Raw genomic sequence first — 22,469 nt, 5'->3', positions numbered from 1 at the left:
GGTTAGTATATATTTGTTTGATATCTGTCTCTTAATTAATGGATACCACTCATTCTAATTCTCCTTTTTTGCGTGAATGCCAAGGCTATCCAGGCATAAACGCCAAGTAAAATTACTAATAGCGTCTGCAATGTATGTACTATCAGCACGAAGTAAAGTGCTCTTACATCGGCTACACCATATATTATAAGCATAGTTTTCACTGCAAAGTGCCATGGTCCGGCTCCATTCGGTGTCGGAACAATTACTGCTATCGATCCAACAACGAAACATACCAAAGCGCAAGTAGCCCCCAATGATGCCGTTTGAGGAAAACAGAAGAACGTTAAGTAGAAATGCAGAAAGTAGCAACCCCATATAGCCAAACTGTAGAAAACAAATAAGGGCATATTTCGTACATTTCGAACGGAAGTAATGCCTTGCCAAATTCCTGTCAGCGCACCTTTCATCTTCTTATATAATGGTAAGTGTCTCCGAATAATGTACAACAAGATGACAACAGCGATTGCACAGATGCCTGTAACAATCCAGCCCGTTGATGAGAACTTGTCGAAGATGTTGTCAACACTTGTGCCTGTTCTGAAGAAAAAGTTTGTGAATATCTTTATTTGCGACAGAATTGCAAACAGTGCCATCAACATGACAATTATAATGTCCACTGCCCGTTCTGTAACAACCGTTCCTAAAGCTTTCGGAAATTGTACATTGTCGTATTGGCTCAATACCCCACAGCGTGCAAATTCACCTACTCGAGGCACCACAAGACTGACTGCATAAGAGAGAAATATAGAATTAACGCAAACAGAATTGCGCGCTTTCTCCCCCAACGGTTCTAAAACTTGTTTCCAGCGCCAGCCTCTGAAGGTTTGTGCAAGTATTCCGAACGGCATAGACAGCAGCATCCATGTCCAATCCATTTCGTTCGTTACCACCTTGCGCATCTGTACAAAGTCGAAATCTCTATACATCCAATAAAGAATGCCACCACCCAAAACAAGAGGTAGCACAATCTTCACAATGTTATAGAGTAACTTCTTCGTTTCCATTCGGAAAGCAAAGATACACAAATGCTTTTAAATATAGAATATTTTTTTTATCTTTGTCGCCAAATAAAGAAAATTTATGAAATCAGTTAAGCCTAAAAAGAATCTTGGGCAACATTTCTTAACCGACCTGAATATAGCGAAGCGCATTGCCGATACTGTGGACGCTTGCCCCGATATACCGATTTTAGAAATAGGACCGGGCATGGGAGTGCTCACCCAATACCTCGTTGAAAAGCCCCGGGAAGTAAAGGCTGTGGAAATAGATGCGGAAAGTGTAGCCTACCTTAACGAGAATTTTCCTACGCTAAAAAATAATATTTTGGGTGCCGATTTCCTGCGTATGCACCTCGAAGAGGTGTTTGATGGCAGGCAATTCGTGCTTACTGGCAACTATCCCTACGATATTTCGTCGCAGATTTTCTTCAAGATGCTCGACTACAAAGACCTTATTCCTTGTTGCACGGGTATGATACAACGCGAGGTTGCCTTGCGTATGGCAGCGCAACCCGGCAACAAGACGTATGGCATTCTGTCGGTATTAATCCAGGCGTGGTACGATGTGGAATACTTGTTTACGGTCGATGAAGACGTATTCAATCCGCCTCCAAAGGTAAAGAGTGCCGTTATCAGAATGACACGCAACAGTGTCAGCAAGCTCGACTGCAACGAAAAACTCTTCAAGCGTTTGGTAAAGACGGTGTTCAACCAACGCCGCAAGATGCTGCGCGTCAGCCTGCGCCAGATGTTCCCAGCCGAACCGCGCGAAGGTTTCTACGAGCAGGAAGTGATGACAAAACGCCCCGAACAGCTGACGATTGCACAATTCGTAGAACTAACCAATATGGTAGAAGCCGAAATGGCAGCCATAAACGCATAAACAAGTAAAGAACCAATGAATAAAAAAGAAACATACGAACTATTGTTAAAGCAAATTGCCGCCCTCATAGAAGGCGAAGCAGACAACACGGTTGGCGTCTTGGCAAACGTTGCAGCAGCCATTCACCACACTTTCGATACTTTTTTCTGGACGGGTTTCTATCTTCTGAATAAAGAAGACACGTTGCAGTTAGGTCCATTCCAAGGAACTACAGCTTGTTTTAATATACCTGTGGGAAAAGGAGTCTGTGGAACTGCATTTGCAGAACGCCGGACGCTTGTTGTTCCCGACGTAGAAAAGTTCACCGGACACATAGCTTGCAGCTCACTTTCTCGTTCCGAAATAGTTGTGCCAATATACAATGGGGCAGGCGAAACAGTGGGTGTGCTCGACATTGATAGTAAAGAACTGAATGCATTCGACGATATGGACGCTCATTATTTGGAGCAAGCAATGCGCATTTTGGCAGCTGAAATCTACGCAGACGAATAGAAAAAAGTTGATAAACTTTGCGCAATTACGAATAAATCCCTAAATTTGTATCTCAAAACAATTAATTACGTATACTTATGATAGATGTTAAAGAAACATTAAACGAAGCCGAAGAACGTATGGAAATGGCTGCAATGTATCTCGACGAGCAGTTGCAGCGTATTCGTGCAGGACGTGCCAACGTAGCAATTCTCGACGGAGTGCGAGTCAGTTCATACGGTTCAATGGTACCGCTCAACCAAGTTGCATCGGTAACAGTGCCCGACCCACGCACCATTGCTATTAAACCTTGGGATAAAAAAGCTATCCGAGACATCGAAAAAGCCATCATGGACTCCGACGTTGGCATTACTCCTGAGAACAACGGAGAGGTCATACGCCTCAATCTTCCCCAACCAACAGAAGAGCGTCGCCGCGACCTTGTGAAGCAAAGCAACAAGATTGGAGAACGCACAAAGGTGGAAGTGCGCAACGCCCGTGCGGATATTAAGGATAAATTGAAGAAGGCTATCAAGGACGGATTGTCTGAAGACCTCGAAAAGGACGCAGAGGCAGACTTGCAGAAGATTCACGACAAATACATCAAACGCATAGATGCACTTCTCGCCGAAAAGGAAAAAGAAATAATGACAGTATAAAAACATTACCCTTTATTTACCTCATTGAAGGTAAGTAAAGGGTTTATTGTATAGTAATGCGTGGCTTAGTTATAAAGAATACAGGTAGTTGGTACACCGTAAAGACCGATGATGGGCGAACTATCGAAAGCAAGATAAAGGGTAATTTCCGCTTAAAGGGCATTCGTTCTACCAATCCGGTGGCTGTGGGCGACTATGTACAACTCATCATCAATCAGGAAGGTACCGCCTTTATTTCCGAAATTGAAGACCGAAAGAACTATATTATACGCAAATCGCCCAATCTTTCCAAGCAGAGCCACATCATAGCAGCCAACCTCGACCAGGCTTTTCTCGTTGTAACAGTAAACTATCCCGAAACATCAACTACGTTTATCGATCGTTTTCTTGCTTGTGCCGAAGCCTATCGCATTCCTGTTGTTTTGGTCTTCAATAAATACGACTTGCTTGATGAAGATGAAAGGCGATACCAAGAAGCCGCCATTCATTTGTACGAAAGCATAGGTTACAAATGCGTAACACTGCAAGCCACCAACGATGCACCTACAGAAAGAAGTATAAAACAGCTTGAACCATTGCTAAAAGATAAGGTAACGCTGCTGAGTGGCAATAGTGGCGTTGGCAAATCTACAATCATTAACGCTTTGTTACCTGGAGTTCACTTGCGTACAGCTGAAATTTCCGACTCACACAACACGGGAATGCATACCACAACCTTCAGCGAAATGCTGCAATTGCCCTACGGAGGGTACATCATAGATACGCCGGGCATTAAGGGTTTCGGTACTTTCGATATCGACAAGGAAGAACTCACAAGTTATTTCCGAGAGATATTTAAGTTTTCAAAGGATTGTCGATTTCGTAATTGTACCCATACACACGAACCGGGGTGCGCCGTTCTCAAAGCCTTGGAAGAGCATTACATTGCCGAAAGTCGCTACAACAGCTATTTGTCTATGCTTGACGACAAAGATGAGAACAAATACCGAGAGGCTTTTTAGGCAATCAAGAGAACTGTATAGCCTTGCTTTTCTGAAAAGAAATAGCCCTTTTATCCACCGTCCAGCTTCTCCTATATACCTTTATTGTATAGGCGAAAAGTCATTATAAAGGTGTAAATATCTTTCGTAAGCATATCTATCGCATAACAAATTGTCTGTCAGTGTGTTATAAAATCTATTGTTCTGCATTCCAAAAGCATGGGTTTTGCAAGGTAAAAGCGGCTCTTTTGCATCGCAAAACCTACGTTTTCGCAACGTCAAATCGAAATTATCATTTTCTTTCCGAATTATCTTTACAAAATCAAAGATTTACTTTAAGCGTTCGATTTATTATTTTCTCCATATCTGCACTGCTTTTTCGTGGGTGGAAGTAACGTGGTAAACCACGCCCTTGCACATTCAATCCACCTTTCCGACAGAAGATTACGAAAAACATTTCTAAACTTTTTGTGCTTCTGAACAAAAAGCAGTACCTTTGTAAATATGGAATTTAGAACGATAGTTAATGTGCCGAAGCCGAGTTTCGAGATAATGCCGTGCGAGCGTGTGCTGTTCGTTGGCTCATGTTTCGCAAGCAATATCGGTGCGAAATTCGTTGATTGGAAATTCCGAACCCTTGTAAATCCGTTCGGTGTAATGTACAACCCTGCTTCGATACTGCACACGGTAGAACGGAGAACAGAGGCTTTCGACACCGTTTTCATCACTTTGGGCACCAACCACGTCTACATCGAGAAGGCGACGGGCGAGATTGTGGACAACTGCAACAAGCGTCCGCAACGACTGTTCCGCGAGCAGGAACTCAGCATAGCAGCCTGCAAAGACTATCTGTGCCGTGCCATAGAACTGCTGCGAGAGCGCAACCACGATGTGAAGATAATATTTACAGTCAGCCCGATACGCTATGCAAAGTATGGCTACCATGAGAGTCAGCTCTCTAAAGCTGTACTGCTCTTAGCCGTTCGCGAAGTAATGGCAGACCGTACCGACAGCAATGTGGCTTATTTTCCAGCCTACGAGATTGTGAACGATGAACTTCGCGACTATCGTTTCTACAAAGCCGACATGCTGCACCCCAACGAGCAGGCTGTGGAATACATCTGGGAACGCCTTGTCGATGTGTATTTCTCCGCCTCAGCCAAAGAGTTTCTGCGCGAGTGGAAACCTGTGAAAGAAGCCCTTGCCCACCGTCCTTTCAATCCGGAAAGCAGCGAATACAAGGATTTTGTGGTGCGAACAATGGAGCAGGCAAAGCTATTGGCACAAAAGTACAACGGATTAACAGTAGAAAACCAATGAACACGGAACAGATTTTAGCGCATCTTGCCAGACACAATGTAAAGCCTACTGCCAACAGAATACTGATTGCAGAGGCTATTTCGCAATATAACGGACCTGTTTCGATGAAGGAATTGGAAACGAAACTGCAGACCATAGACAAGTCGAGCATATTCCGTACACTCACATTGTTCAGCAATCAGCACGTTGTACACCAGATGGAAGACGGCAACGACATTGTTCGCTACGAGCTTTGCATGAGCAACGACGATGAAACCGACAGCGACATGCACGCCCACTTCTATTGCGAGCAGTGCCAGCGCACCACTTGTCTGCACGAAGTGGACATTCCCGAAGTCCGCTTGCCCGAGGGTTACAGACTCTCTAACGTAAACTTTATGCTGAAAGGAATATGTCCTGAATGTGCGGCAAAGCAGAAACGATAAGGATAAAAAAGGTGAAAAAGAAAGTCAAAGCTATACAGCAACTTCGTTTTTGCAGTATCTTTGCACCCTGTAAATTATAGAAAGCAACCGACATCGTACATTTTATAGTAGCCGGCAGGCTTTCCTTCAATATTTCAACAATGAACTATTCAATAGAAAAAATAACACAATTCATAAATGCAGAACGGTATGGTGATGCTGCTGCGAGCATCAGTTTCCTGCTGACAGACAGCCGTTCGCTCTGCTTTCCCGAAGAAACGCTGTTCTTCGCACTAAGGTCTGACCGCAACGATGGGCATCATTACATTCCCGAACTGTATCGTCGTGGCGTGCGAAACTTTGTGGTTGAGAACGTTCCCGACAACTTTTCTACGCTTTACAAGCACGCAAACTTCCTGAAAGTGAGCAACACGCTCGTTGCCCTTCAGCAGCTTACAACTCACCATCGCAAGGCATTCGATATTCCTGTCGTCGGTATTACAGGGTCGAACGGCAAGACAATGGTGAAAGAATGGTTGTCGCAACTGCTCTCCTACGATAGGAATGTAACGCGTTCGCCCAAGAGCTACAACTCGCAGATAGGCGTTCCGCTGTCGGTTTGGTTGCTGAATGAAAGTTCGCAAATCGGTTTAATCGAGGCAGGAATCAGCAAGGTAGGCGAAATGCAGGCGTTACACGATATCATTCTGCCTACGGTGGGCGTACTGACGAGTCTTGGAGCTGCCCATCAAGAAAACTTTTCGTCGTTGGAAGAGAAGTGCAACGAGAAGCTGTTGCTGTTCAAAGGCACGCAAGCCTTGGTCTATCAGCTCGACGACAAGATAGCAGCGAAGTGCATAACAGCAGCCCATTACGATGGACAACTGCTGGCGTGGTCGGAACACGACACCACTGCCGCCTTCTATGTAAACAGCATTGAGAAGCACGAAACAACATCGACCATCAACTATATATGGCAACAGACTACGCAAGGAAGCTACACTCTGCCCTTTATCGACGATGCAAGCATCAGCGACAGCATAACCTGTGCAGTGGTAGCCCTGCACTTTGGTGTCCAGCCCGATGTGCTGGCGCAACGCATGGCAGTGCTCGAACCTGTCGCTATGCGCCTTGAAGTGAAGGAGGGGCAGCACGGTTGTACGCTCATCAACGACTCTTACAATTCCGATATAAACTCGCTCGACATTGCACTCGACTTTATGAACCGCCGTCCCGACCAGAAACGACGCGAGCGTACACTCATCTTGAGCGACATTTACCAAAGTGGAGAGACCGAACAACAACTCTATGCCGATGTGGCAGCATTGGTGAAGGAGCGTGGTGTAAAGAAGTTTATCGGCATTGGAACTGCACTTGGACGACAACAGCAGGCTTTTGAAGGTTTGGAAACAAAGTACTTTTTTGACAATATAAATGATTTCATCGGGAGCAAAGTGTTTAAATCACTGCACGACGAGGTCATCTTGCTGAAAGGAGCACGCTCTTTCGGCTTCGATAAGCTCACCGAACTGTTGGTAAAGAAGGTGCACGAGACTGTGTTGGAGGTGAATCTGAATGCCGTAGTAGACAATTTGAACTGGTATCGCTCTTTCTTAAAGCCCGAAACAAAGCTGGTTTGCATGATAAAAGCCGATGCCTATGGAGCCGGAGCCGTAGAGATAGCAAAGACTTTACAAGAGCATCGTGTAGATTATCTTGCGGTTGCAGTGGCTGACGAAGGTGCTACGCTGCGCCGAAACGGCATTACGGGCAACATAATGATAATGAATCCGGAAATGAGTTCGTTCAAAACGCTGTTCGATTACGACCTCGAGCCGGAGGTTTATAGCTTCCGTCTGTTGGACGCACTGATTAAAGCAGCGGAGAAAGAGGGCATTACAGGCTACCCAGTGCATATAAAACTCGATACGGGAATGCACCGTCTGGGATTTAATCCTCGTACCGACATCGACCAAATCATAGAAAAGCTACACCATCAGAATGCATTGATACCGCGTTCGGTATTCTCTCACTTCGTCGGCTCGGACAGTAACGACTTCGATTCGTTCTCTGCCAGGCAGTTTGCACTGTTCAATGAAGGCAGCAAGAAGTTGCAGGCAGCTTTCAGTCATCGCATCTTGCGCCACATGGACAACTCGGCAGGCATCGAACACTTCCCCGAACGTCAGTTGGATATGTGCCGGTTGGGACTCGGACTCTATGGTATCAACCCGCGCAACAATGCGATTATGAACAATGTATCGACCCTTAAGACTACCATATTGCAGCTTCGGAATGTTCCGGCAGGCGAAACTGTGGGCTATTCTCGGCGTGGCATCATCGAAAAAGACAGCGTCATAGGAGCCATACCTATTGGATATGCCGACGGACTGAACCGTAGGTTGGGCAATCGTAACTGCTATTGCCTCGTCAATGGCAAGCGAGCGTACTATATAGGCAATATCTGTATGGATGTGGCATTGATAGATGTAACGGGAATAGACTGCGAAGAGGGCGACAGCGTTGAAATATTTGGCGACCATTTGCCCGTAACGGTGTTGAGCGATGCGATGGGAACCATTCCATACGAGGTGCTGACAACAGTCAGCAACCGTGTAAAAAGGGTTTATTTTCAAGATTAAATACAAGCAAAATGGCATTCCTTTATTTCTTTTCAGGTTTATTTCTCGGTGCGCTTCTCGTCTTTCTGTGGACACGAAGCCAAGTTGCTACTACCGCACAGAAGCTGTCTGCCGACCTTGCCGTTGCAAAAAGCCAGTTGGAAGCAGCACAGAAGAATGCTGCCGACAGCGTAAATGCAGAGCGTGAGCACAGTCAGAAGCTGCTCATCGAAATGCAGAAGCAGATGGAAACCAGCAAAAAACTGATGCAAGAAGAAATGCGCACAATGGCTGCGCAAATGCTTTCGGAAAGCAGGGAACACCTGAATGCTGCCGACAAAGAACGGTTAGATGCGCTTCTGAAGCCGCTGCACGAGCGCATAGAGGCGTTCAACCAGAACGTAACGGCTGCAACAAAAGAGGGAGCAAGCAACAAAACCGAAATAAAAACAACATTTGAAGAAACGATAAAACTGTTGCAGGAAGTTCAAACCTCAACCGTGAAAAGCATTCGTGAAGATAACGAACGCGCCATAAAGGAGTTGCGCCAGCAGACCGAGCGCATTGGCAACGATGCAGCATCGCTGACACAGGCACTGAAAGGCGATACGAAGATGCAGGGCGATTGGGGTGAAATGATATTGGAAACCACTTTGGAAAGTTGTGGACTGACGAAGAACGAACAATTCTTCCTGCAACGAAGCTATCAAGATGCAAAAGGAAACAGTTTCCGCCCCGATGCAGTGATTGATTTGCCAGGCGGCGAGCACGCTGTTATCGATGCAAAGGTTTCGCTGACAGCTTATCAGGCTGCTGTAAACGCTACCGATGCAATAGAACAGGAGCTGTTCCTGAAAGAACACATCAAGTCTATAAAGAAGCACATTGACGAACTATCGGCTAAGAACTACGAAACGATAGTGCCAAACTGCATTGGCTACGTGCTGATGTTTGTCCCTTACGAAAGCGGATACGCTGCAGCAATTAAGACAGACCCCTCTATTCTGCAGTATGCTTACCGCAAACACATCATCTTGCTAAGTCCAAGTAACCTCCTGATGGCTTTACAGCTTACCCGTACGATGTGGCAGAACTATCGTATGAATAAGAATGTAGAGGAAATCCTACGTGCATCGAACGACCTTTACGATAAGTTCGTTTCGTTTGGAGAGACTTTCCTGAAAATCGGAACAGGCATACAGCGACTTCAAAGCGACTACGAAAAAGCCCATTCGCAACTTAGTGAGGGTAAGGGAAACATTGTCCGCCGCCTCGACAATATGAAAATGTTGGGCATAACACCCAAGAAAGAGTTGCCGGAAGGCTTGTAGATGCTTCGTAGCTAATTAATTTTTAGAATAAACCTTAAGCCTGATTGATAAGTTCAGTTCTTGTTTTTAAGTAGGTGTTCATAATCAGCAGTCAGACTTTTCATATATTTATTATGAACCTCAAAATGTGGAAATAAAAAAAAGGAAGCATCAAACTTCCTTTCTTTGTAGCGGGACGGGGCTACGATCCCCGGACCTCCGGATTATGAATCCGACGCTCTAACCAACTGAGCTATCCCGCCTTCAATTACCAATAGGTTGCTTTTGAAAAGCGGTTGCAAAGGTATATAAAAAAAATGTACCAACAAAATTTATTTGAAAATTTATTGATTGTATAAGCGAAAATATACTCTATTTATGCACCTTGTAGTGTATTAAGACCGTTCTATGAATATAAAAAATTTGGAAATAGGCGATTACTCTAATTATTTTATGTACTTTTGCAAGAGAATCGTGCGTTAAAGATATTGCACAAACAGAATGTTCCGCATCAGAAAGTTAGACATTTTTATAATAAAGCAGTTTGGAATGCTCTTCATAGGGACGTTTGTCGTCAGCCTTTTTGTGCTGATGATGCAGTTCTTGTGGCAATATGTCGACGACTTGATAGGAAAAGGGCTTACGCTTGATGTGCTTGGAGAGTTCTTTTGGTATATGAGCCTGATGATGGTTCCTGAAGCATTGCCGCTTGCCGTACTGCTATCATCGCTCATAACATTTGGAAATCTTGGCGAAAGTTCAGAATTGACAGCCATTAAGGCTGCCGGAATATCGCTGATAAAGTCTTTCCGTGGAGTTATAGCCTTTACATTCTTTATTGCGCTGATATCGTTCTATTTTCAGAACAGCATTGGTCCTGATGCGAAGAAATACTTCAATCAGTTGCTAATCTCTATGAAACAGAAGAGTCCGGAACTCGAAATACCGGAGGGAATCTTCTATAATGGTATTCCAGATACTAATCTCTATGTTGAAAAACGCGATTTGAAGACCGGGCATTTGTACAATATAATGATTTATCGTATGACCGACTCATACGAAGATCAGGCTATCATACTTGCAGATTCGGGTATGTTACAGTCGACGGCAGAGAAAAAGCATCTTGTTTTGAACCTGTGGAATGGCGAATGGTTCGAAAATATGCGTTCACAAGAGTTGAGTAGTAGTGCAAGTGTTCCTTATCGCCGTGAGTCTTTTGTCCATAAAAAGCTTATAATAGACTTCAATGCGGATTTTAATCTAACCAATATGGCAGGAATTGCAGACGATGCCCGTACGAAAAGTATAGCTAAAATCCATCACGATAAAGATTCGCTCATTCATGTTTACGATAGTGTTGGGAACGCATATTATCGTGATGCACAGCAAGCAACCTATCCCATCTTGAAACTTAAAAAGGCTGATATGTCTAAAGCCATAACGTTGGCTTCGACTAAAAAATGTAATTTAGATTCAGTATATAATAAGATGCGCCCTGAGGAACGGAGACAAATTATAGAGCGTACATTGATGAATACACAACAAATTATCTCCGATCTTGATTTTAAAAGTATGGTAACGAGTGATGGCGATAAACTCATAAGAATGCATGACATTGCGGAAATAAATAAATATTTATTAGCACTGACTTGTCTTATCTTCTTTTTCATAGGAGCACCTTTAGGAGCTATAATTCGAAAAGGAGGTTTGGGCGTCCCAATAATAATAAGCGTACTCGTCTTTATTATTTATTACATATTGAATAATACGGGTTACAGAATGGCACGACAGGGCGATTGGGCTATTTGGTTCGGAAGAGGTCTTTCGCCTGCAATTCTTATCCCAACGGCTATCTTCATTACTTATAAAGCGAATAACGATTCGGCTGTTTTCAATATCGATTTATATCGTAACTTCTTGATGCGCATCTTAGGGTTACGAATGAAAAGAAATATCAGTAGTAAAGAAGTTATTATTAGGGTGCCAAACTATGTTGATGATGCTGATAGACTTACGAAAATGAACGCAGATATAAATTCATATGTTATAAAAAATAGACTTAAGTCGCCTCCCAACTTTATAAGAACGTTCTTTAAATATCAGCCAGACCACGATATAGAGCAACTAAGCAAAAAGCTCGAAATGGTTATCGAAGATTTGAGCAATACACGTAATAGAATAATACTCTCGGAAGTTAACCAGTATCCAATATTGATAACAAGGGCACATACTCGTCCTTTTGAATACAGATGGTTGAATATCATATCTGCTATTATAATTCCTGTCGGATTGTTCTTGTATTGCAGAATGTGGGGATTCCGATTACGCCTATATCGAGATCTTAAAACAATAAAGCAGACTAACGAGAATATTATTGCAGAAATAAAGACAATAAAAACAAAGAAGTAACGATAAATAAACATAAATTAAACTGAAGATCGCATTATATGGTTAATATAGATCTTAAACTTAAAATACAATACAATTATGGAGAACTTCGAACTCAGTAGCATTGAAGATGCTGTAAAGGATTTTAAAGAAGGTAAATTCGTTATAGTAGTCGATGATGAAGATCGAGAAAACGAAGGCGATCTTATAATGGCTGCTGAAATGATTACGCCAGAAAAGGTAAACTTTATGTTGAAGAATGCACGTGGTGTTCTTTGCGTACCTGTAACGCTCTCACGTGCAAAGGAATTAGATTTACCACATCAGGTTTCTGATAACACGTCAGTACTGGGAACACCATTTACTGTAACAGTAGATAAGTTGGAGGGGTGTACAACAGGGGTGTCAGCTCATGACCGTGCTGAAACAATAAAAGCATTGGCGGATCCGAATTCGACGCCACAAACATTTGGGCGGCCTGGACATATAAATCCATTGTATGCACAAGACAATGGTGTGCTACGTCGTTCTGGTCATACGGAAGCCGCAGTCGATTTGTGTAAGATGGCAGGTTGTTTTCCCGCAGGTGTATTAATGGAAATCATGAACGACGATGGTACGATGGCTCGTATGCCCCAGCTCATTGAAAAAGCCAAAGAGTGGGGAATGAAGATTATCAGTATTAAAGATATTATTGCTTACCGTTTAAAGCGAGAATCAAGTATTGAAGTTGGTGTGGAAGTAGATATGCCTACGAAATATGGACACTTTCGCTTAATTCCTTTCCGTCAGACATCTACCGGAGTAGAGAACATGGCTTTAATTAAAGGTGAATGGGGGGAAGACGAACCAGTATTAGTGCGTGTCCATTCATCTTGTGCAACTGGCGATATTCTTGGCAGCGAGCGTTGTGATTGTGGCGAACAATTGCATAAAGCTATGGAAATGATAGAAAAAGAAGGAAAGGGTGTTCTTGTCTATATGCAGCAAGAAGGAAGGGGAATAGGATTGATGAATAAGATTGCGGCCTATAAATTGCAAGAACAAGGGCTTGATACTGTAGATGCTAATTTGCATTTGGGGTTTAAGCCTGATGAGCGCGATTATGGTTGTGGTGCTCAGATGTTACGTCATCTGGGCGTGCACAAAATGCGATTAATGACCAATAATCCCACTAAACGAGTTGGACTCGAAGCATTTGGTTTGGAAATCATAGAAAATATTCCAATTGAAATACGTCCGACACAATACGATTATCGTTATTTAAAGACGAAAAAGGAACGAATGGGGCACGATTTGCATTTATAACAACTCGTTTAGTAAAAAAAAGGATTGCAAATAAAAAATTATAATATGAGATATAATGTAAGAGAAATTTATTTCAGAAGATAAGTAAAGATACCAATATTGTTTCTTGACAGGAGATACTACTCGTAAATCAATGGAAGAAACAGAACGGAATGGGTGAAAAAACTATCATAATGATGTAAATATTAAATAAATGTAAGCAAAAAATAACAGTTAAAAGATGTCAATTGTGAGCATAGTTCTCTATTAATTGCTATCTTTGCCAAAGATGTGTGAGAAAAGCTGACATTCATTTGGAGGCTAAATTTACAAACAGTTTAAAATCAAATAGATATTAATAATTCAATTCATTTATAACTAAAAAATTAAAATTTTATCATTTATGGCAACTACACAACAAAAAGCAGCCCCAAAAAAGAAATCAGAGGGCTTCACAGGAGTTAGAGGCGCATTTTGGATTATCGCATTTTGCGCTGTCGTAGCATTCATTTTGTTCTTTACATGGTTTGCGAACGGCATGCACTTCCAAGATCCATTAACAAAAGAAAATCCAGCTGATGTATGGGGAACTATATATAAAGGTGGTGTTGTGGTTCCTGTTATCCAGACATTATTGCTAACAGTGCTTGCAATGTCTATCGAACGTTGGTTGGCTTTGAAGACCGCTTTCGGTAAGGGCACTCTTCCTAAATTTGTTGCAAACATCAAGTCTGCTTTGAAAGAAAACGATATGAACAAGGCTTCTCAACTTTGTGATAAGCAAAGAGGCTCTGTTGCAAACGTTGTTATGGCATCTATTAATGCTTACAAAGCAATGGAAAGTGGAGCAAATGCAAATATGAAGAAGGCACAAAAGGTGGCAAAGATACAACAAGCTCACGAAGAGGCAACTCAGCTTGAAATGCCAACCCTTACAATGAATCTTCCTATCATTGCTACACTTGTTACACTTGGTACTCTTACAGGTCTTCTTGGTACTGTAACTGGTATGATCAAGTCTTTCTCTGCTCTTTCTGCAGGTGGTGGTGCTGACGCTGCTGCACTTTCTGCAGGTATTTCTGAGGCGTTGATTAATACTGCTTTTGGTATTGCTACTTCTTGGTTTGCAGTAGTCTCTTATAACTACTTCTCAAACAAGGTAGACAAATTAACTTACGCACTCGACGAGGTTGGTTACTCAATTGCTCAGACATACGAAGTAAACCACGCAGAAGAAGCTTAATTTTTTGCTAACCCTCTAAATACATTATCACTATGGGTAAAGTAAAAATTAAGAAAGAAGACGTTTGGATTGACATGACACCAATGTCAGATGTTATGACCTTGTTGCTTACTTTCTTTATGCTCACCTCGACATTTGTAAAGAATGAGCCTGTGAAAGTAAATACACCTGGGTCTGTATCTGAAATGAAGGTGCCGGAAAATGGCATTCTTACAGTACTTATTAGTCCTGAAAAGAATGCTGCAGGTCAACCAACTGGCGAAGGCCAAGTATTTATGAGCTACGACAATACAAAAGAATTAGCTCAAATCCTCGAAATGGTAGCACCACAATTGAAGCCAGGACAAAAGAAAACTTTCTTGGCAGAATCTACGTTTGGTGTCCCGATGGATAAATTGCCGACTTATTTGAGTATGTCTGCAAGAAGTCGTGGCGAAGAACTTCCCAAGATGGGAATCCCTCTCGATAGTATTCAAGGGCATGAGATGACAGAATTTCAACAATGGATTAATGCGGCTCGCCAAGTAAATCCTAAAGTTCGAATTGCTTTGAAATCTGATGCAAATACACCTTATGGTACAGTTAAGAAAGTAATGAGTGAACTTCAAGATATGGATGAAAGTCATTACTATATGATTACACAGTTGGACGCTAAAAAGGCTGCGCAGGCAGCTTCTAAGGAGAAGTAATAATGGCGAATAAAAAAGAAAGCAAACAGAAAAAAATGACTGTTCGTGTAGACTTTACACCAATGGTTGATATGCTTATGTTGCTTATCACATTCTTCATGCTTTGTACCTCACTTAGCAAGCCTTCAACTATGGAGTTGACTATGCCAAGTAATGATAAGCAACAGCCTGATGTAAAAAAGAATGAAGCAAAAGAATCACATTCTATAACTATATTTATAGGCGATGGAGATAAGATCCTTTATGGTGAAGGTAAACCACAGCTTGATAACCCTAATTGGCTGAAAAAAGCAGATTGGGGAACTGGAAATACTGGTATTCGTTATGTTCTTCAACACAAGGAAGTCGATAATGGTGCAAGTATACCTTATAATGATATGCGTCTTGCCGTACAAGAATTGCAAAAGAAGAAAGCTGCTAATGAAAAGGCTTATCCTGATAGTATTTACCAAGCTGAACTTACAAACATTAAGTTAGGTAATGTAAATGGAAAGAAGGTTTCAACCTTAACCGTTATCATCAAGCCAACTGATAAAGCTTCTTATAAGCATCTTGTTGATATTCTCGATGAAATGCAGATTTCATATATTGCAACTTATGTCATAGATAAACTTACCCCACAAGAAAAGACAGTACTTTTAACAAAAGGGTTTAAAGTTTAATGATGTATAACAATTAAAGAAAAAAGACATGTCAAAAATTGATCTATACGATCCTAAATGGGTCGATATGGTGTTCGCTGATAAAAATAAGGCGTATGGAGCCTATCAGCTCCGTAAGACTGTTTCACAGCGAAACATCAAGGCATTAGTTATTTTGCTTGTTGCTGCATTCATCGGTGGTGGATATCTGGCTTACCAGATAAAGAAGCACAACGATGAGCTTGCAGCCCAAGAAGCTTATGCTGCAAAAATGGAATTAGCAGCTTTAGAACAAGCAAAGAAGGAACAAGCTGAGCGGAAGAAACAACAAAAGAAGGAAGAACCTAAGAAAGTTGAACCCGAAAAAGTTGTTCCTGAAACTCGTGCTACTGTGAAGTTTACGGCACCTGTCATCAAAGATGACAAAGATGTTAAGGAAGAAATGCCTCCAATGGTTAAGATGAATAAGGAAACCAAGGCTATCGGTACTGAGACCAAAGAAGGTGTTGAAGATCGTAATGTTGTAGCTGAAAGAAGTACAGTGGCAACACCAGAGCAGATTATTCCTCCTGTAGAGAAGCCTGCAGAGGCTCCTAAGGTTGAAGCCCCAAAGGAGGATATCGAAAAGAAGATCTTTACTTTCGCAGAACAGCAACCAACTTTCAAAGGAAATGTTCAAGCTTGGCTTACTTCTCACTTGCAGTATCCTGCATCTGCTGCTGATAATAATATTCAGGGAAAAGTAGTTGTGAAATTCGTTGTTGGACGTGATGGTTCTGTAAGTAGAGCAGAAGTAATACGTGGTGTAGACCCCGCTCTCGATCGTGAAGCTCTTCGTGTAGTAAACAGTATGCCCAAATGGAATCCTGGTATGAATAACGGACAGCCTGCGAATGTGTGGTTCCAACTTCCAATTACTTTCAAACTGAACTAATATCAATTTAAATTTATGAAAAGAACCATATTCTACGTTTTTGTAGGATTGATACTTTCTGTAGCCTCTCTTTCTTCTTGTGGAAGAAAGAAGGCTGTAGATGGTAGAACAGATACACCAACGTCAGGGACGATTAAATTCGCCTCTGACGAAAGTTTTAGTCAATTTCTCGAAGAGGAATTGCAAGTTTATCAATATCGTTATCCTCAGACACACCTTTTACCGATTTATACTGATGATAATACGGGAATGAAGATGTTGTTAGATCTTAAGGTTAATTTGTTTTTTACCTCTCATGGTCTACAAAAAGGTGAAGATGCAATCTTGAGGAGCAAAGGACCTATACCATCTGTTTTTCCGGTTGGATACGATGGAATAGCCTTTATTATAAATAAAAGTAACTTAGATTCTTGTATAACAGTTACTGATGTGAAACGTCTGCTTAAAGGCGAAGTAACAAAGTGGAATCAACTTTATCCACGTTCAAATAAAGGTAATATCGAAGTTGTTTTCGATAATAAAGCATCAGCAACACTTCATTTTGTTGTTGATTCAATCTTGGAAGGAAAAAATATAAAGAGTCAGAATATTGTAGCAGCTAAAAATAGTAAAGCAGTTATAGACTACGTGAAGAAGACTCCAAACGCAATAGGTGTGATAGGTTCGAATTGGTTGAACGATCGAAGCGATTCTACAAACACTACATTCAGAAATGATATTCGTGTAATGGCAATATCTAAAACGAGCAAAGCTGAAGATTATAACAGTTGGCAACCTTATCAAGCTTATTTCCTTGATGGGCGTTATCCATTTGTGAGAACTATATATGCAATTGTTGCAGACCCACATAAAGCATTGCCATGGGCATTTGCAAATTTTATTGCTGGTCCAATCGGACAGAAAATAATCTTAAAGACGGGGCTACTCCCTTCTCGTGCTGAGATTAACATTCGTGAAGTAAAGGTAAAGAATTGATGGAATTCTTAGACTTTTTACTATGTAATAAGTTTTATTTGAGGATTTCATATCGTGTTTAATTGAATAATAGATGATTATGAAGACAAAGAAATATTTATTAGCTGGAGCTTTGATACTAAGTTTATCATCTCCTGCCTTAGCTCAGTCTGATAGCTATAAGGCTGCGCTTAATCCTATTATTAGTGCCATAGAAGCTGCTCCTAATGATGTGAACGCTGGCAAAAATCTTATAAAGGATTATTTAAAAACTTATAAGAAAGATGAGCAGGCACTAACAGCACTTGGTAATGTCTATTTGGCTCAGCGTAACTTTACTGAAGCAATGAAGATTGCCAATTCCATTGTTTCTAATAAGAAGATGAATGGAACCTTAGGATATCTTCTTCTTGGGGATATTGTTGCTTTGCAAGATAGTGTTGGTAATGCTGGTGCTGCAGCTCAAAATTATGCAACTGCAATTAGTCTTGATCCCCATAATGTAGCAGCTTACGAGCGTTATGCAAAGGTATATCGTCATGTAAACCCACAAGTATCAATCCAGAAACTTGAGGAACTTCGTCAAGTTGAACCGAATTACCCCGTGGAAGCAACTGCTGCAGAGATTATGCTTAGTGATGGAAAGTATGCGGAAGCACTATCATGGTTTGACAAAGCAAATCATTCTAACCTAACTGAAGATAATTTTTATAAGTATGGTTATACTGCCTTTATCCTTCGCAAGTACGACAAAGTTTTAGAAGTTGTTGAAGATGGTTTAAAGCGTTTCCCCAATAGCGAGTACATTGCTCGTGTTGGCATGATGTCTGCAACCGAAAAAGGTGATTATCCAAAAGCTTTAGACTTTGCTAATAAAATGTTTGCTGGCACAGGTAAAAAAGTTGCCAATGATTATGCTGTTTACGGAAAGGCATTAGCTGGAAATAAAGAGTATGATAAGGCATTGGAGAACCTTAACAAGGCACTCGATATGGATAAGAAAAATTTTGAACCAATGAAAACCATTGCAGAGATTTATGCAGCGCAAGGAGATGGCGATAAAGCTTTGCAAATTCAAATGGACTATTTGGCAAAGAAGCCCAATGCAAACTCTAACGATTGGGCGAAGCTTGCTTCAACATGGGTAGAGAAAGCTGAAACGGAAACAGATAGAACATTAAAAGATTCTTATTTAGATAAGGCTATTGCTATCTATGATCAGATGGTGGTTAAATTCCCTTCTATTTCAGATTGGATTTGGTCAAATCAAGCAAATGCTGCACAAATGAAAAATGATGCTGATAAAGTTGCTGATATTTATAAGAAGATTGCTGCATTTGAAGAAGCCAAACCAAATCTCGATGCAGATTCAAAAGCATATCTTGAGCAAGTTTACTATGGTCTCGGTTATTACTATTCAAAATTAGGAAATGCTGAAATGGCTAAACAATACTTTAACAAAGTATTGAGTGTAAATCCAAATAATGAAAATGCAAAAAAAGCTTTAGGACTTTAGTTTAAATTTTAATATTTATTTTATAAGACTGGGGTTGTATCATTTCTGATGCAACCCCAAATTGTTTATAAAGATTTATAATCGGGAGTAAAAGGAGATATATTAGAAGCTTTAATGCACGAAAAAATATATACGGCATATGAAAAAAAGATAAATGGCTTGAATCATAAAAGTTATTGTTCTGGTTATAAATAATAAACATTGCACTTCTATCTTGAATGTTTGCTTGGAGTTACCGTGTTCTTTATGGATGCTTATTGCTTATGGCAGAAAGATGGAGTAGGAAACACCCATAAACTTGTGAGGCAATATATTCCCAAAGGAATAAACCAAGTAGGTCATCGATAAAAGAATTGCTTCTATTCAATAGAAAATAGACAGAAGACCGAGAGAAAGACTAAACTTTTATACATCTAAGGAGGAGTACCTCGAAGTTTATTCTTAATTTTGCACTTGCTGATTGACTCTATAGAAAGTGTGGATCCAAAAAATAGATTGAATTGTTATAATTAAAAAAATGGATAATATAAACTTTATTGCTATCGATTTTGAAACAGCTACAGCTAAACGCAATTCTATTTGCGAAGCTGGTATTTGTGTTGTAAAAAATGGTAAGATTGTAGAAACCAAGTCTTGGTTAGTCCGTCCTGAAGGTAATAGTTATGATTATTGGAATATTCAAGTACATGGTATTCAGCCGTCAGATACTGTTGATGCACCAATGTTTCCTGAAATATGGAATAAGATAACCAAGTATTTAAAAGATTGTCCAGCATTAGTTGCTCACAATGCTGCATTTGATATAAGTTGTATTCGCCATTCTTTAAAGCATTATGCTCTTCCAACTCCCGATGTTGACTATTATTGCTCGCTTCGTGCAGCTCGGCATCTTTACGATTTTGACTGTAACAAGCTCGATTATCTGTGCAATCAATTTGAGATATTTTATGGAAAACATCACCGTGCCGGCGATGATGCAGAGATGTGTGCACGTCTTTTTTTACGAGAAATAAAAGATGCAGGTTGGGTTGAGTTAGAAGAAATGGATTATTGTAATGGTAAACTTTAAGGTTTATGCAGTTTAATATTTGATGAGACCTTAGACAAAACAGCCTTCATGCAAATCGCATTAAGACTGTTTTGTTGTTCTATGTATTTATTTCTTATTGGCAAAGAATACACCAATCAGAATTAGCACACTACCAATAGCTGCTTCTATTGTCATTTTCTCGCCTAAGAAGATGGCACTGATGATAACAGTACAAATAGGACTGAAATAGTTATAGTTGGCTATTTTCACTGCACCAACTTTCTCTGTAACAAAGCTCCATGCACCAAAGCAGAAGAAAGATGCAACCAAACCGAGGAAGAGAAGGTTAAAAGTAACGGGCAAATCGGTAAGGAAGTTCTCTACAGGATAATGCCAAGGTGTAATAATGAATAATGGAATGCTTGTTAATGCGCCATAGAAGAACATTTTACGGGTTATGAAAGCTGCGCCGTATTTCAGACCTAATGGACGAAGAAGTAAGCAGTAAGCACCAAAACAAGCTGTTGAAAGCAGTGCTAAAGCATCGCCCAACACACGGTTGCTTGCCGTAGCACATTCGTTATTGCCACCAAATATAATGAACGATACGCCAATCAAGGCGATAATCGAACCAATGGCAAGAGGTTTTGTTAGTTTCTCATTGCAGAAAAGTATTGCCAAGAACATTGTAAACAGCGGCGATGTGCAGAGAATGAAGCTAATATCGTTTACACTACCCACTTGTACTGCAAAGTTCTCGGGTATGAAATAGAGCGAACCCCCTAAAACGCCACATGCCACCATGAGCAATTCGTCCTTGATATTAGCGGACCATAGTCGTTTGTAAGACAGAGTCCACATAGCAAGATAGGCTATGATGTAGCGTGACAGAAATACTTCGTCGGGACGCATACCCCCTTGTATAACAACCTTTGTGTTTACAAGCGTTGCACCCCAGATACTTACAACCAAGATTGCAATGAGATGATAGAGAACCGTTCTATTCTTTTTCTCTGTAACGATGTTAGGCATAAAACTGTTTATGTATGATTTAAAGTAGCGCAAAGTTAAGACTTTTTAGAGTATAAACAAAATTCTTGGCTTTTAAATCTTGCAAAAACCTGAACTTTATGCGTTTTTTATGTGATATTTAACACTTAGAACACTATTTGAGTTATTTACATTCCTTCTTTCGTTCCAAAGAAATATCTATTTATTGATGTCTGTTTTACGCATCGTTTTTGCAGCTTTGCACAAGTCTTTTATCACCTCTCCACCTATTATTAATCCTGCAGTGGCAGGCACCCATGCGTTTGAAGCTGGTGTGGAACGCTTCTTGTGTGCAATAGTTTCTATATTTGCAACATCGTTGTCAATATCTTCATTGTCGTCTGAATATAAAGATGTTAGCGGCTCTTCGGGGCTGTAAACCACCTTTACGTTACGCACGTTGGTCTTGCGGAGTTTCTTTCTTAATACTTTTGCCAAAGGGTCGTTAATCGTTTTAAATAAGTCGGTTACTTCAAACTGTGTTGCATCTAACTTGAAGGCTGCCCCCATACTGCTAATCATAGGTATTCTAAGGTTGTGGCAACGTGTTATAATGTCAATCTTTGCCACTATGGTGTCAATGCAATCCACCACATAGTCGTATGCTGTAAAGTCGAATTGGTCGGCAATTTCAGGAAGGTAGAATGTCTGAAACTTCTTTACTGCACAACTTGGATTTATATCTTTTATGCGTTCTTCTGCTATATCTACCTTTGCTTGTCCGAGTGTAGAGTGCGTAGCAATAATCTGTCGATTTATGTTTGATAGTCCAATGTGGTCGTCGTCTACGATTCCTATTGTCCCAACGCCGCTGCGTGCCAATACTTCTACGACGTAACCACCCACGCCACCGATACCGAAAACCAGCACACTGCTGTTTTTTAAGGTGTTCATCGCATCGCTGCCCAACAGTAATTTTGTTCTTGAAAATTGCTCTTTCATACCTTTCTAAATTCCTTTGTGGGTGCAAAGTTAAGATAACATTCCCATAAAATGGCGGTAGTTTCTGTTTTTATGTTAGCTTTTTTCTTTACCTTTGCAAGCGATGT

Annotated in this window: 20 protein-coding genes and 1 tRNA gene; 17 read left to right on the top strand and 4 right to left on the bottom strand. The window is 40.9% G+C overall.

The window, feature by feature from the left end; translation table 11 throughout:
- Positions 1-35: 35 nt before the first annotated feature.
- Entirely contained in the window at positions 36-1,046 is a 1,011-nt protein-coding gene (locus tag RDV52_RS10710; protein WP_004363803.1) for a lysylphosphatidylglycerol synthase transmembrane domain-containing protein, read from the bottom strand.
- A gap of 76 nt (positions 1,047-1,122) precedes the next feature.
- Between RDV52_RS10710 and rsmA the strand changes: the two genes are divergently transcribed.
- The 8 genes from rsmA (at position 1,123) to RDV52_RS10670 (ending at position 9,709) form a co-directional block, all read left to right on the top strand.
- Positions 1,123-1,923, top strand: coding sequence for a 16S rRNA (adenine(1518)-N(6)/adenine(1519)-N(6))-dimethyltransferase RsmA (gene rsmA / locus RDV52_RS10705; RefSeq protein ID WP_004365533.1), 801 nt, complete (start codon positions 1,123-1,125; stop codon positions 1,921-1,923).
- A gap of 15 nt (positions 1,924-1,938) precedes the next feature.
- Positions 1,939-2,415 (top strand): GAF domain-containing protein, encoded by a 477-nt coding sequence (locus tag RDV52_RS10700; RefSeq protein ID WP_004365534.1) that lies wholly within the window; start codon positions 1,939-1,941, stop codon positions 2,413-2,415.
- Positions 2,416-2,492: 77 nt separating this feature from the next.
- Positions 2,493-3,053: a ribosome recycling factor gene (gene frr, locus RDV52_RS10695; protein WP_004363806.1), complete on the top strand. Its 561-nt coding sequence runs from the start codon at positions 2,493-2,495 to the stop codon at positions 3,051-3,053.
- Between the two features lie 56 nt (positions 3,054-3,109).
- Positions 3,110-4,054, top strand: a complete 945-nt coding sequence (rsgA, locus tag RDV52_RS10690) for a ribosome small subunit-dependent GTPase A (protein ID WP_004363807.1) — start codon at positions 3,110-3,112, stop codon at positions 4,052-4,054.
- Positions 4,055-4,537: 483 nt separating this feature from the next.
- A complete protein-coding gene (locus tag RDV52_RS10685) occupies positions 4,538-5,353 on the top strand; it encodes a GSCFA domain-containing protein (RefSeq protein WP_004365539.1) in 816 nt (271 codons plus the stop codon).
- Positions 5,350-5,778, top strand: coding sequence for a Fur family transcriptional regulator (locus RDV52_RS10680; protein WP_004363809.1), 429 nt, complete (start codon positions 5,350-5,352; stop codon positions 5,776-5,778). Before RDV52_RS10685 ends, RDV52_RS10680 begins: the two co-directional genes overlap by 4 nt.
- 140 nt (positions 5,779-5,918) lie before the next feature.
- Positions 5,919-8,399, top strand: a complete 2,481-nt coding sequence (locus RDV52_RS10675; RefSeq protein WP_004365541.1) for a bifunctional UDP-N-acetylmuramoyl-tripeptide:D-alanyl-D-alanine ligase/alanine racemase — start codon at positions 5,919-5,921, stop codon at positions 8,397-8,399.
- A gap of 11 nt (positions 8,400-8,410) precedes the next feature.
- On the top strand, positions 8,411-9,709 hold the full coding sequence (locus RDV52_RS10670; protein ID WP_004365543.1) for a DNA recombination protein RmuC: 1,299 nt from the start codon (positions 8,411-8,413) through the stop codon (positions 9,707-9,709).
- Between the two features lie 168 nt (positions 9,710-9,877).
- Here the strand turns inward: RDV52_RS10670 and RDV52_RS10665 are convergent.
- Positions 9,878-9,951 (bottom strand) — tRNA-Met (locus tag RDV52_RS10665).
- Positions 9,952-10,189: 238 nt separating this feature from the next.
- Between RDV52_RS10665 and RDV52_RS10660 the strand changes: the two genes are divergently transcribed.
- The 9 genes from RDV52_RS10660 (at position 10,190) to RDV52_RS10620 (ending at position 20,409) form a co-directional block, all read left to right on the top strand.
- Positions 10,190-12,097, top strand: coding sequence for an LptF/LptG family permease (locus RDV52_RS10660; RefSeq protein ID WP_004365545.1), 1,908 nt, complete (start codon positions 10,190-10,192; stop codon positions 12,095-12,097).
- A 78-nt stretch (positions 12,098-12,175) separates the two neighbouring features.
- Entirely contained in the window at positions 12,176-13,384 is a 1,209-nt protein-coding gene (locus RDV52_RS10655) for a bifunctional 3,4-dihydroxy-2-butanone-4-phosphate synthase/GTP cyclohydrolase II (RefSeq protein ID WP_004365547.1), read from the top strand.
- Between the two features lie 382 nt (positions 13,385-13,766).
- Positions 13,767-14,606 carry a MotA/TolQ/ExbB proton channel family protein gene (locus RDV52_RS10650; RefSeq protein WP_004365548.1) on the top strand — a complete coding sequence of 280 codons (840 nt, stop codon included), beginning with the start codon at positions 13,767-13,769 and terminating at the stop codon, positions 14,604-14,606.
- A 32-nt stretch (positions 14,607-14,638) separates the two neighbouring features.
- Positions 14,639-15,295: an ExbD/TolR family protein gene (locus RDV52_RS10645; RefSeq protein ID WP_004365551.1), complete on the top strand. Its 657-nt coding sequence runs from the start codon at positions 14,639-14,641 to the stop codon at positions 15,293-15,295.
- 2 nt (positions 15,296-15,297) lie between these two features.
- Complete coding sequence (locus RDV52_RS10640) at positions 15,298-15,957, top strand: ExbD/TolR family protein (RefSeq protein WP_004365553.1); 660 nt, start codon at positions 15,298-15,300, stop codon at positions 15,955-15,957.
- Positions 15,958-15,985: 28 nt separating this feature from the next.
- Positions 15,986-16,870 (top strand): energy transducer TonB, encoded by an 885-nt coding sequence (locus RDV52_RS10635; RefSeq protein ID WP_004363817.1) that lies wholly within the window; start codon positions 15,986-15,988, stop codon positions 16,868-16,870.
- Positions 16,871-16,885: 15 nt separating this feature from the next.
- On the top strand, positions 16,886-17,845 hold the full coding sequence (locus RDV52_RS10630) for a PstS family phosphate ABC transporter substrate-binding protein (protein ID WP_004363818.1): 960 nt from the start codon (positions 16,886-16,888) through the stop codon (positions 17,843-17,845).
- 79 nt (positions 17,846-17,924) lie between these two features.
- A complete protein-coding gene (locus RDV52_RS10625; protein WP_040556961.1) occupies positions 17,925-19,340 on the top strand; it encodes a tetratricopeptide repeat protein in 1,416 nt (471 codons plus the stop codon).
- Between the two features lie 517 nt (positions 19,341-19,857).
- On the top strand, positions 19,858-20,409 hold the full coding sequence (locus tag RDV52_RS10620; RefSeq protein WP_004365557.1) for a 3'-5' exonuclease: 552 nt from the start codon (positions 19,858-19,860) through the stop codon (positions 20,407-20,409).
- 87 nt (positions 20,410-20,496) lie between these two features.
- Here the strand turns inward: RDV52_RS10620 and RDV52_RS10615 are convergent, their stop codons facing one another.
- Positions 20,497-21,402, bottom strand: a complete 906-nt coding sequence (locus RDV52_RS10615; protein WP_004365559.1) for a DMT family transporter — start codon at positions 21,400-21,402, stop codon at positions 20,497-20,499.
- A gap of 177 nt (positions 21,403-21,579) precedes the next feature.
- Positions 21,580-22,362 carry a tRNA threonylcarbamoyladenosine dehydratase gene (locus RDV52_RS10610; RefSeq protein WP_004365560.1) on the bottom strand — a complete coding sequence of 261 codons (783 nt, stop codon included), beginning with the start codon at positions 22,360-22,362 and terminating at the stop codon, positions 21,580-21,582.
- Positions 22,363-22,469 lie beyond the last annotated feature (107 nt).

This window comes from Prevotella nigrescens (assembly GCF_031191185.1).
Lineage (GTDB): Bacteria > Bacteroidota > Bacteroidia > Bacteroidales > Bacteroidaceae > Prevotella > Prevotella nigrescens.
Note: the sequence above shows the minus strand (reverse complement) of the source record. Positions and strands in the feature narration are given on the sequence as shown.

What these genes read in the sequence shown, in the direction of transcription:
- RDV52_RS10710 (WP_004363803.1), bottom strand. Translation starts at nt 1,046, where the DNA reads ATGGAAACGAAGAAGTTACTCTATAACATTGTGAAGATTGTGCTACCT.
- rsmA (WP_004365533.1), top strand. Translation starts at nt 1,123, where the DNA reads ATGAAATCAGTTAAGCCTAAAAAGAATCTTGGGCAACATTTCTTAACC.
- RDV52_RS10700 (WP_004365534.1), top strand. Translation starts at nt 1,939, where the DNA reads ATGAATAAAAAAGAAACATACGAACTATTGTTAAAGCAAATTGCCGCC.
- frr (WP_004363806.1), top strand. Translation starts at nt 2,493, where the DNA reads ATGATAGATGTTAAAGAAACATTAAACGAAGCCGAAGAACGTATGGAA.
- rsgA (WP_004363807.1), top strand. Translation starts at nt 3,110, where the DNA reads ATGCGTGGCTTAGTTATAAAGAATACAGGTAGTTGGTACACCGTAAAG.
- RDV52_RS10685 (WP_004365539.1), top strand. Translation starts at nt 4,538, where the DNA reads ATGGAATTTAGAACGATAGTTAATGTGCCGAAGCCGAGTTTCGAGATA.
- RDV52_RS10680 (WP_004363809.1), top strand. Translation starts at nt 5,350, where the DNA reads ATGAACACGGAACAGATTTTAGCGCATCTTGCCAGACACAATGTAAAG.
- RDV52_RS10675 (WP_004365541.1), top strand. Translation starts at nt 5,919, where the DNA reads ATGAACTATTCAATAGAAAAAATAACACAATTCATAAATGCAGAACGG.
- RDV52_RS10670 (WP_004365543.1), top strand. Translation starts at nt 8,411, where the DNA reads ATGGCATTCCTTTATTTCTTTTCAGGTTTATTTCTCGGTGCGCTTCTC.
- RDV52_RS10660 (WP_004365545.1), top strand. Translation starts at nt 10,190, where the DNA reads ATGTTCCGCATCAGAAAGTTAGACATTTTTATAATAAAGCAGTTTGGA.
- RDV52_RS10655 (WP_004365547.1), top strand. Translation starts at nt 12,176, where the DNA reads ATGGAGAACTTCGAACTCAGTAGCATTGAAGATGCTGTAAAGGATTTT.
- RDV52_RS10650 (WP_004365548.1), top strand. Translation starts at nt 13,767, where the DNA reads ATGGCAACTACACAACAAAAAGCAGCCCCAAAAAAGAAATCAGAGGGC.
- RDV52_RS10645 (WP_004365551.1), top strand. Translation starts at nt 14,639, where the DNA reads ATGGGTAAAGTAAAAATTAAGAAAGAAGACGTTTGGATTGACATGACA.
- RDV52_RS10640 (WP_004365553.1), top strand. Translation starts at nt 15,298, where the DNA reads ATGGCGAATAAAAAAGAAAGCAAACAGAAAAAAATGACTGTTCGTGTA.
- RDV52_RS10635 (WP_004363817.1), top strand. Translation starts at nt 15,986, where the DNA reads ATGTCAAAAATTGATCTATACGATCCTAAATGGGTCGATATGGTGTTC.
- RDV52_RS10630 (WP_004363818.1), top strand. Translation starts at nt 16,886, where the DNA reads ATGAAAAGAACCATATTCTACGTTTTTGTAGGATTGATACTTTCTGTA.
- RDV52_RS10625 (WP_040556961.1), top strand. Translation starts at nt 17,925, where the DNA reads ATGAAGACAAAGAAATATTTATTAGCTGGAGCTTTGATACTAAGTTTA.
- RDV52_RS10620 (WP_004365557.1), top strand. Translation starts at nt 19,858, where the DNA reads ATGGATAATATAAACTTTATTGCTATCGATTTTGAAACAGCTACAGCT.
- RDV52_RS10615 (WP_004365559.1), bottom strand. Translation starts at nt 21,402, where the DNA reads ATGCCTAACATCGTTACAGAGAAAAAGAATAGAACGGTTCTCTATCAT.
- RDV52_RS10610 (WP_004365560.1), bottom strand. Translation starts at nt 22,362, where the DNA reads ATGAAAGAGCAATTTTCAAGAACAAAATTACTGTTGGGCAGCGATGCG.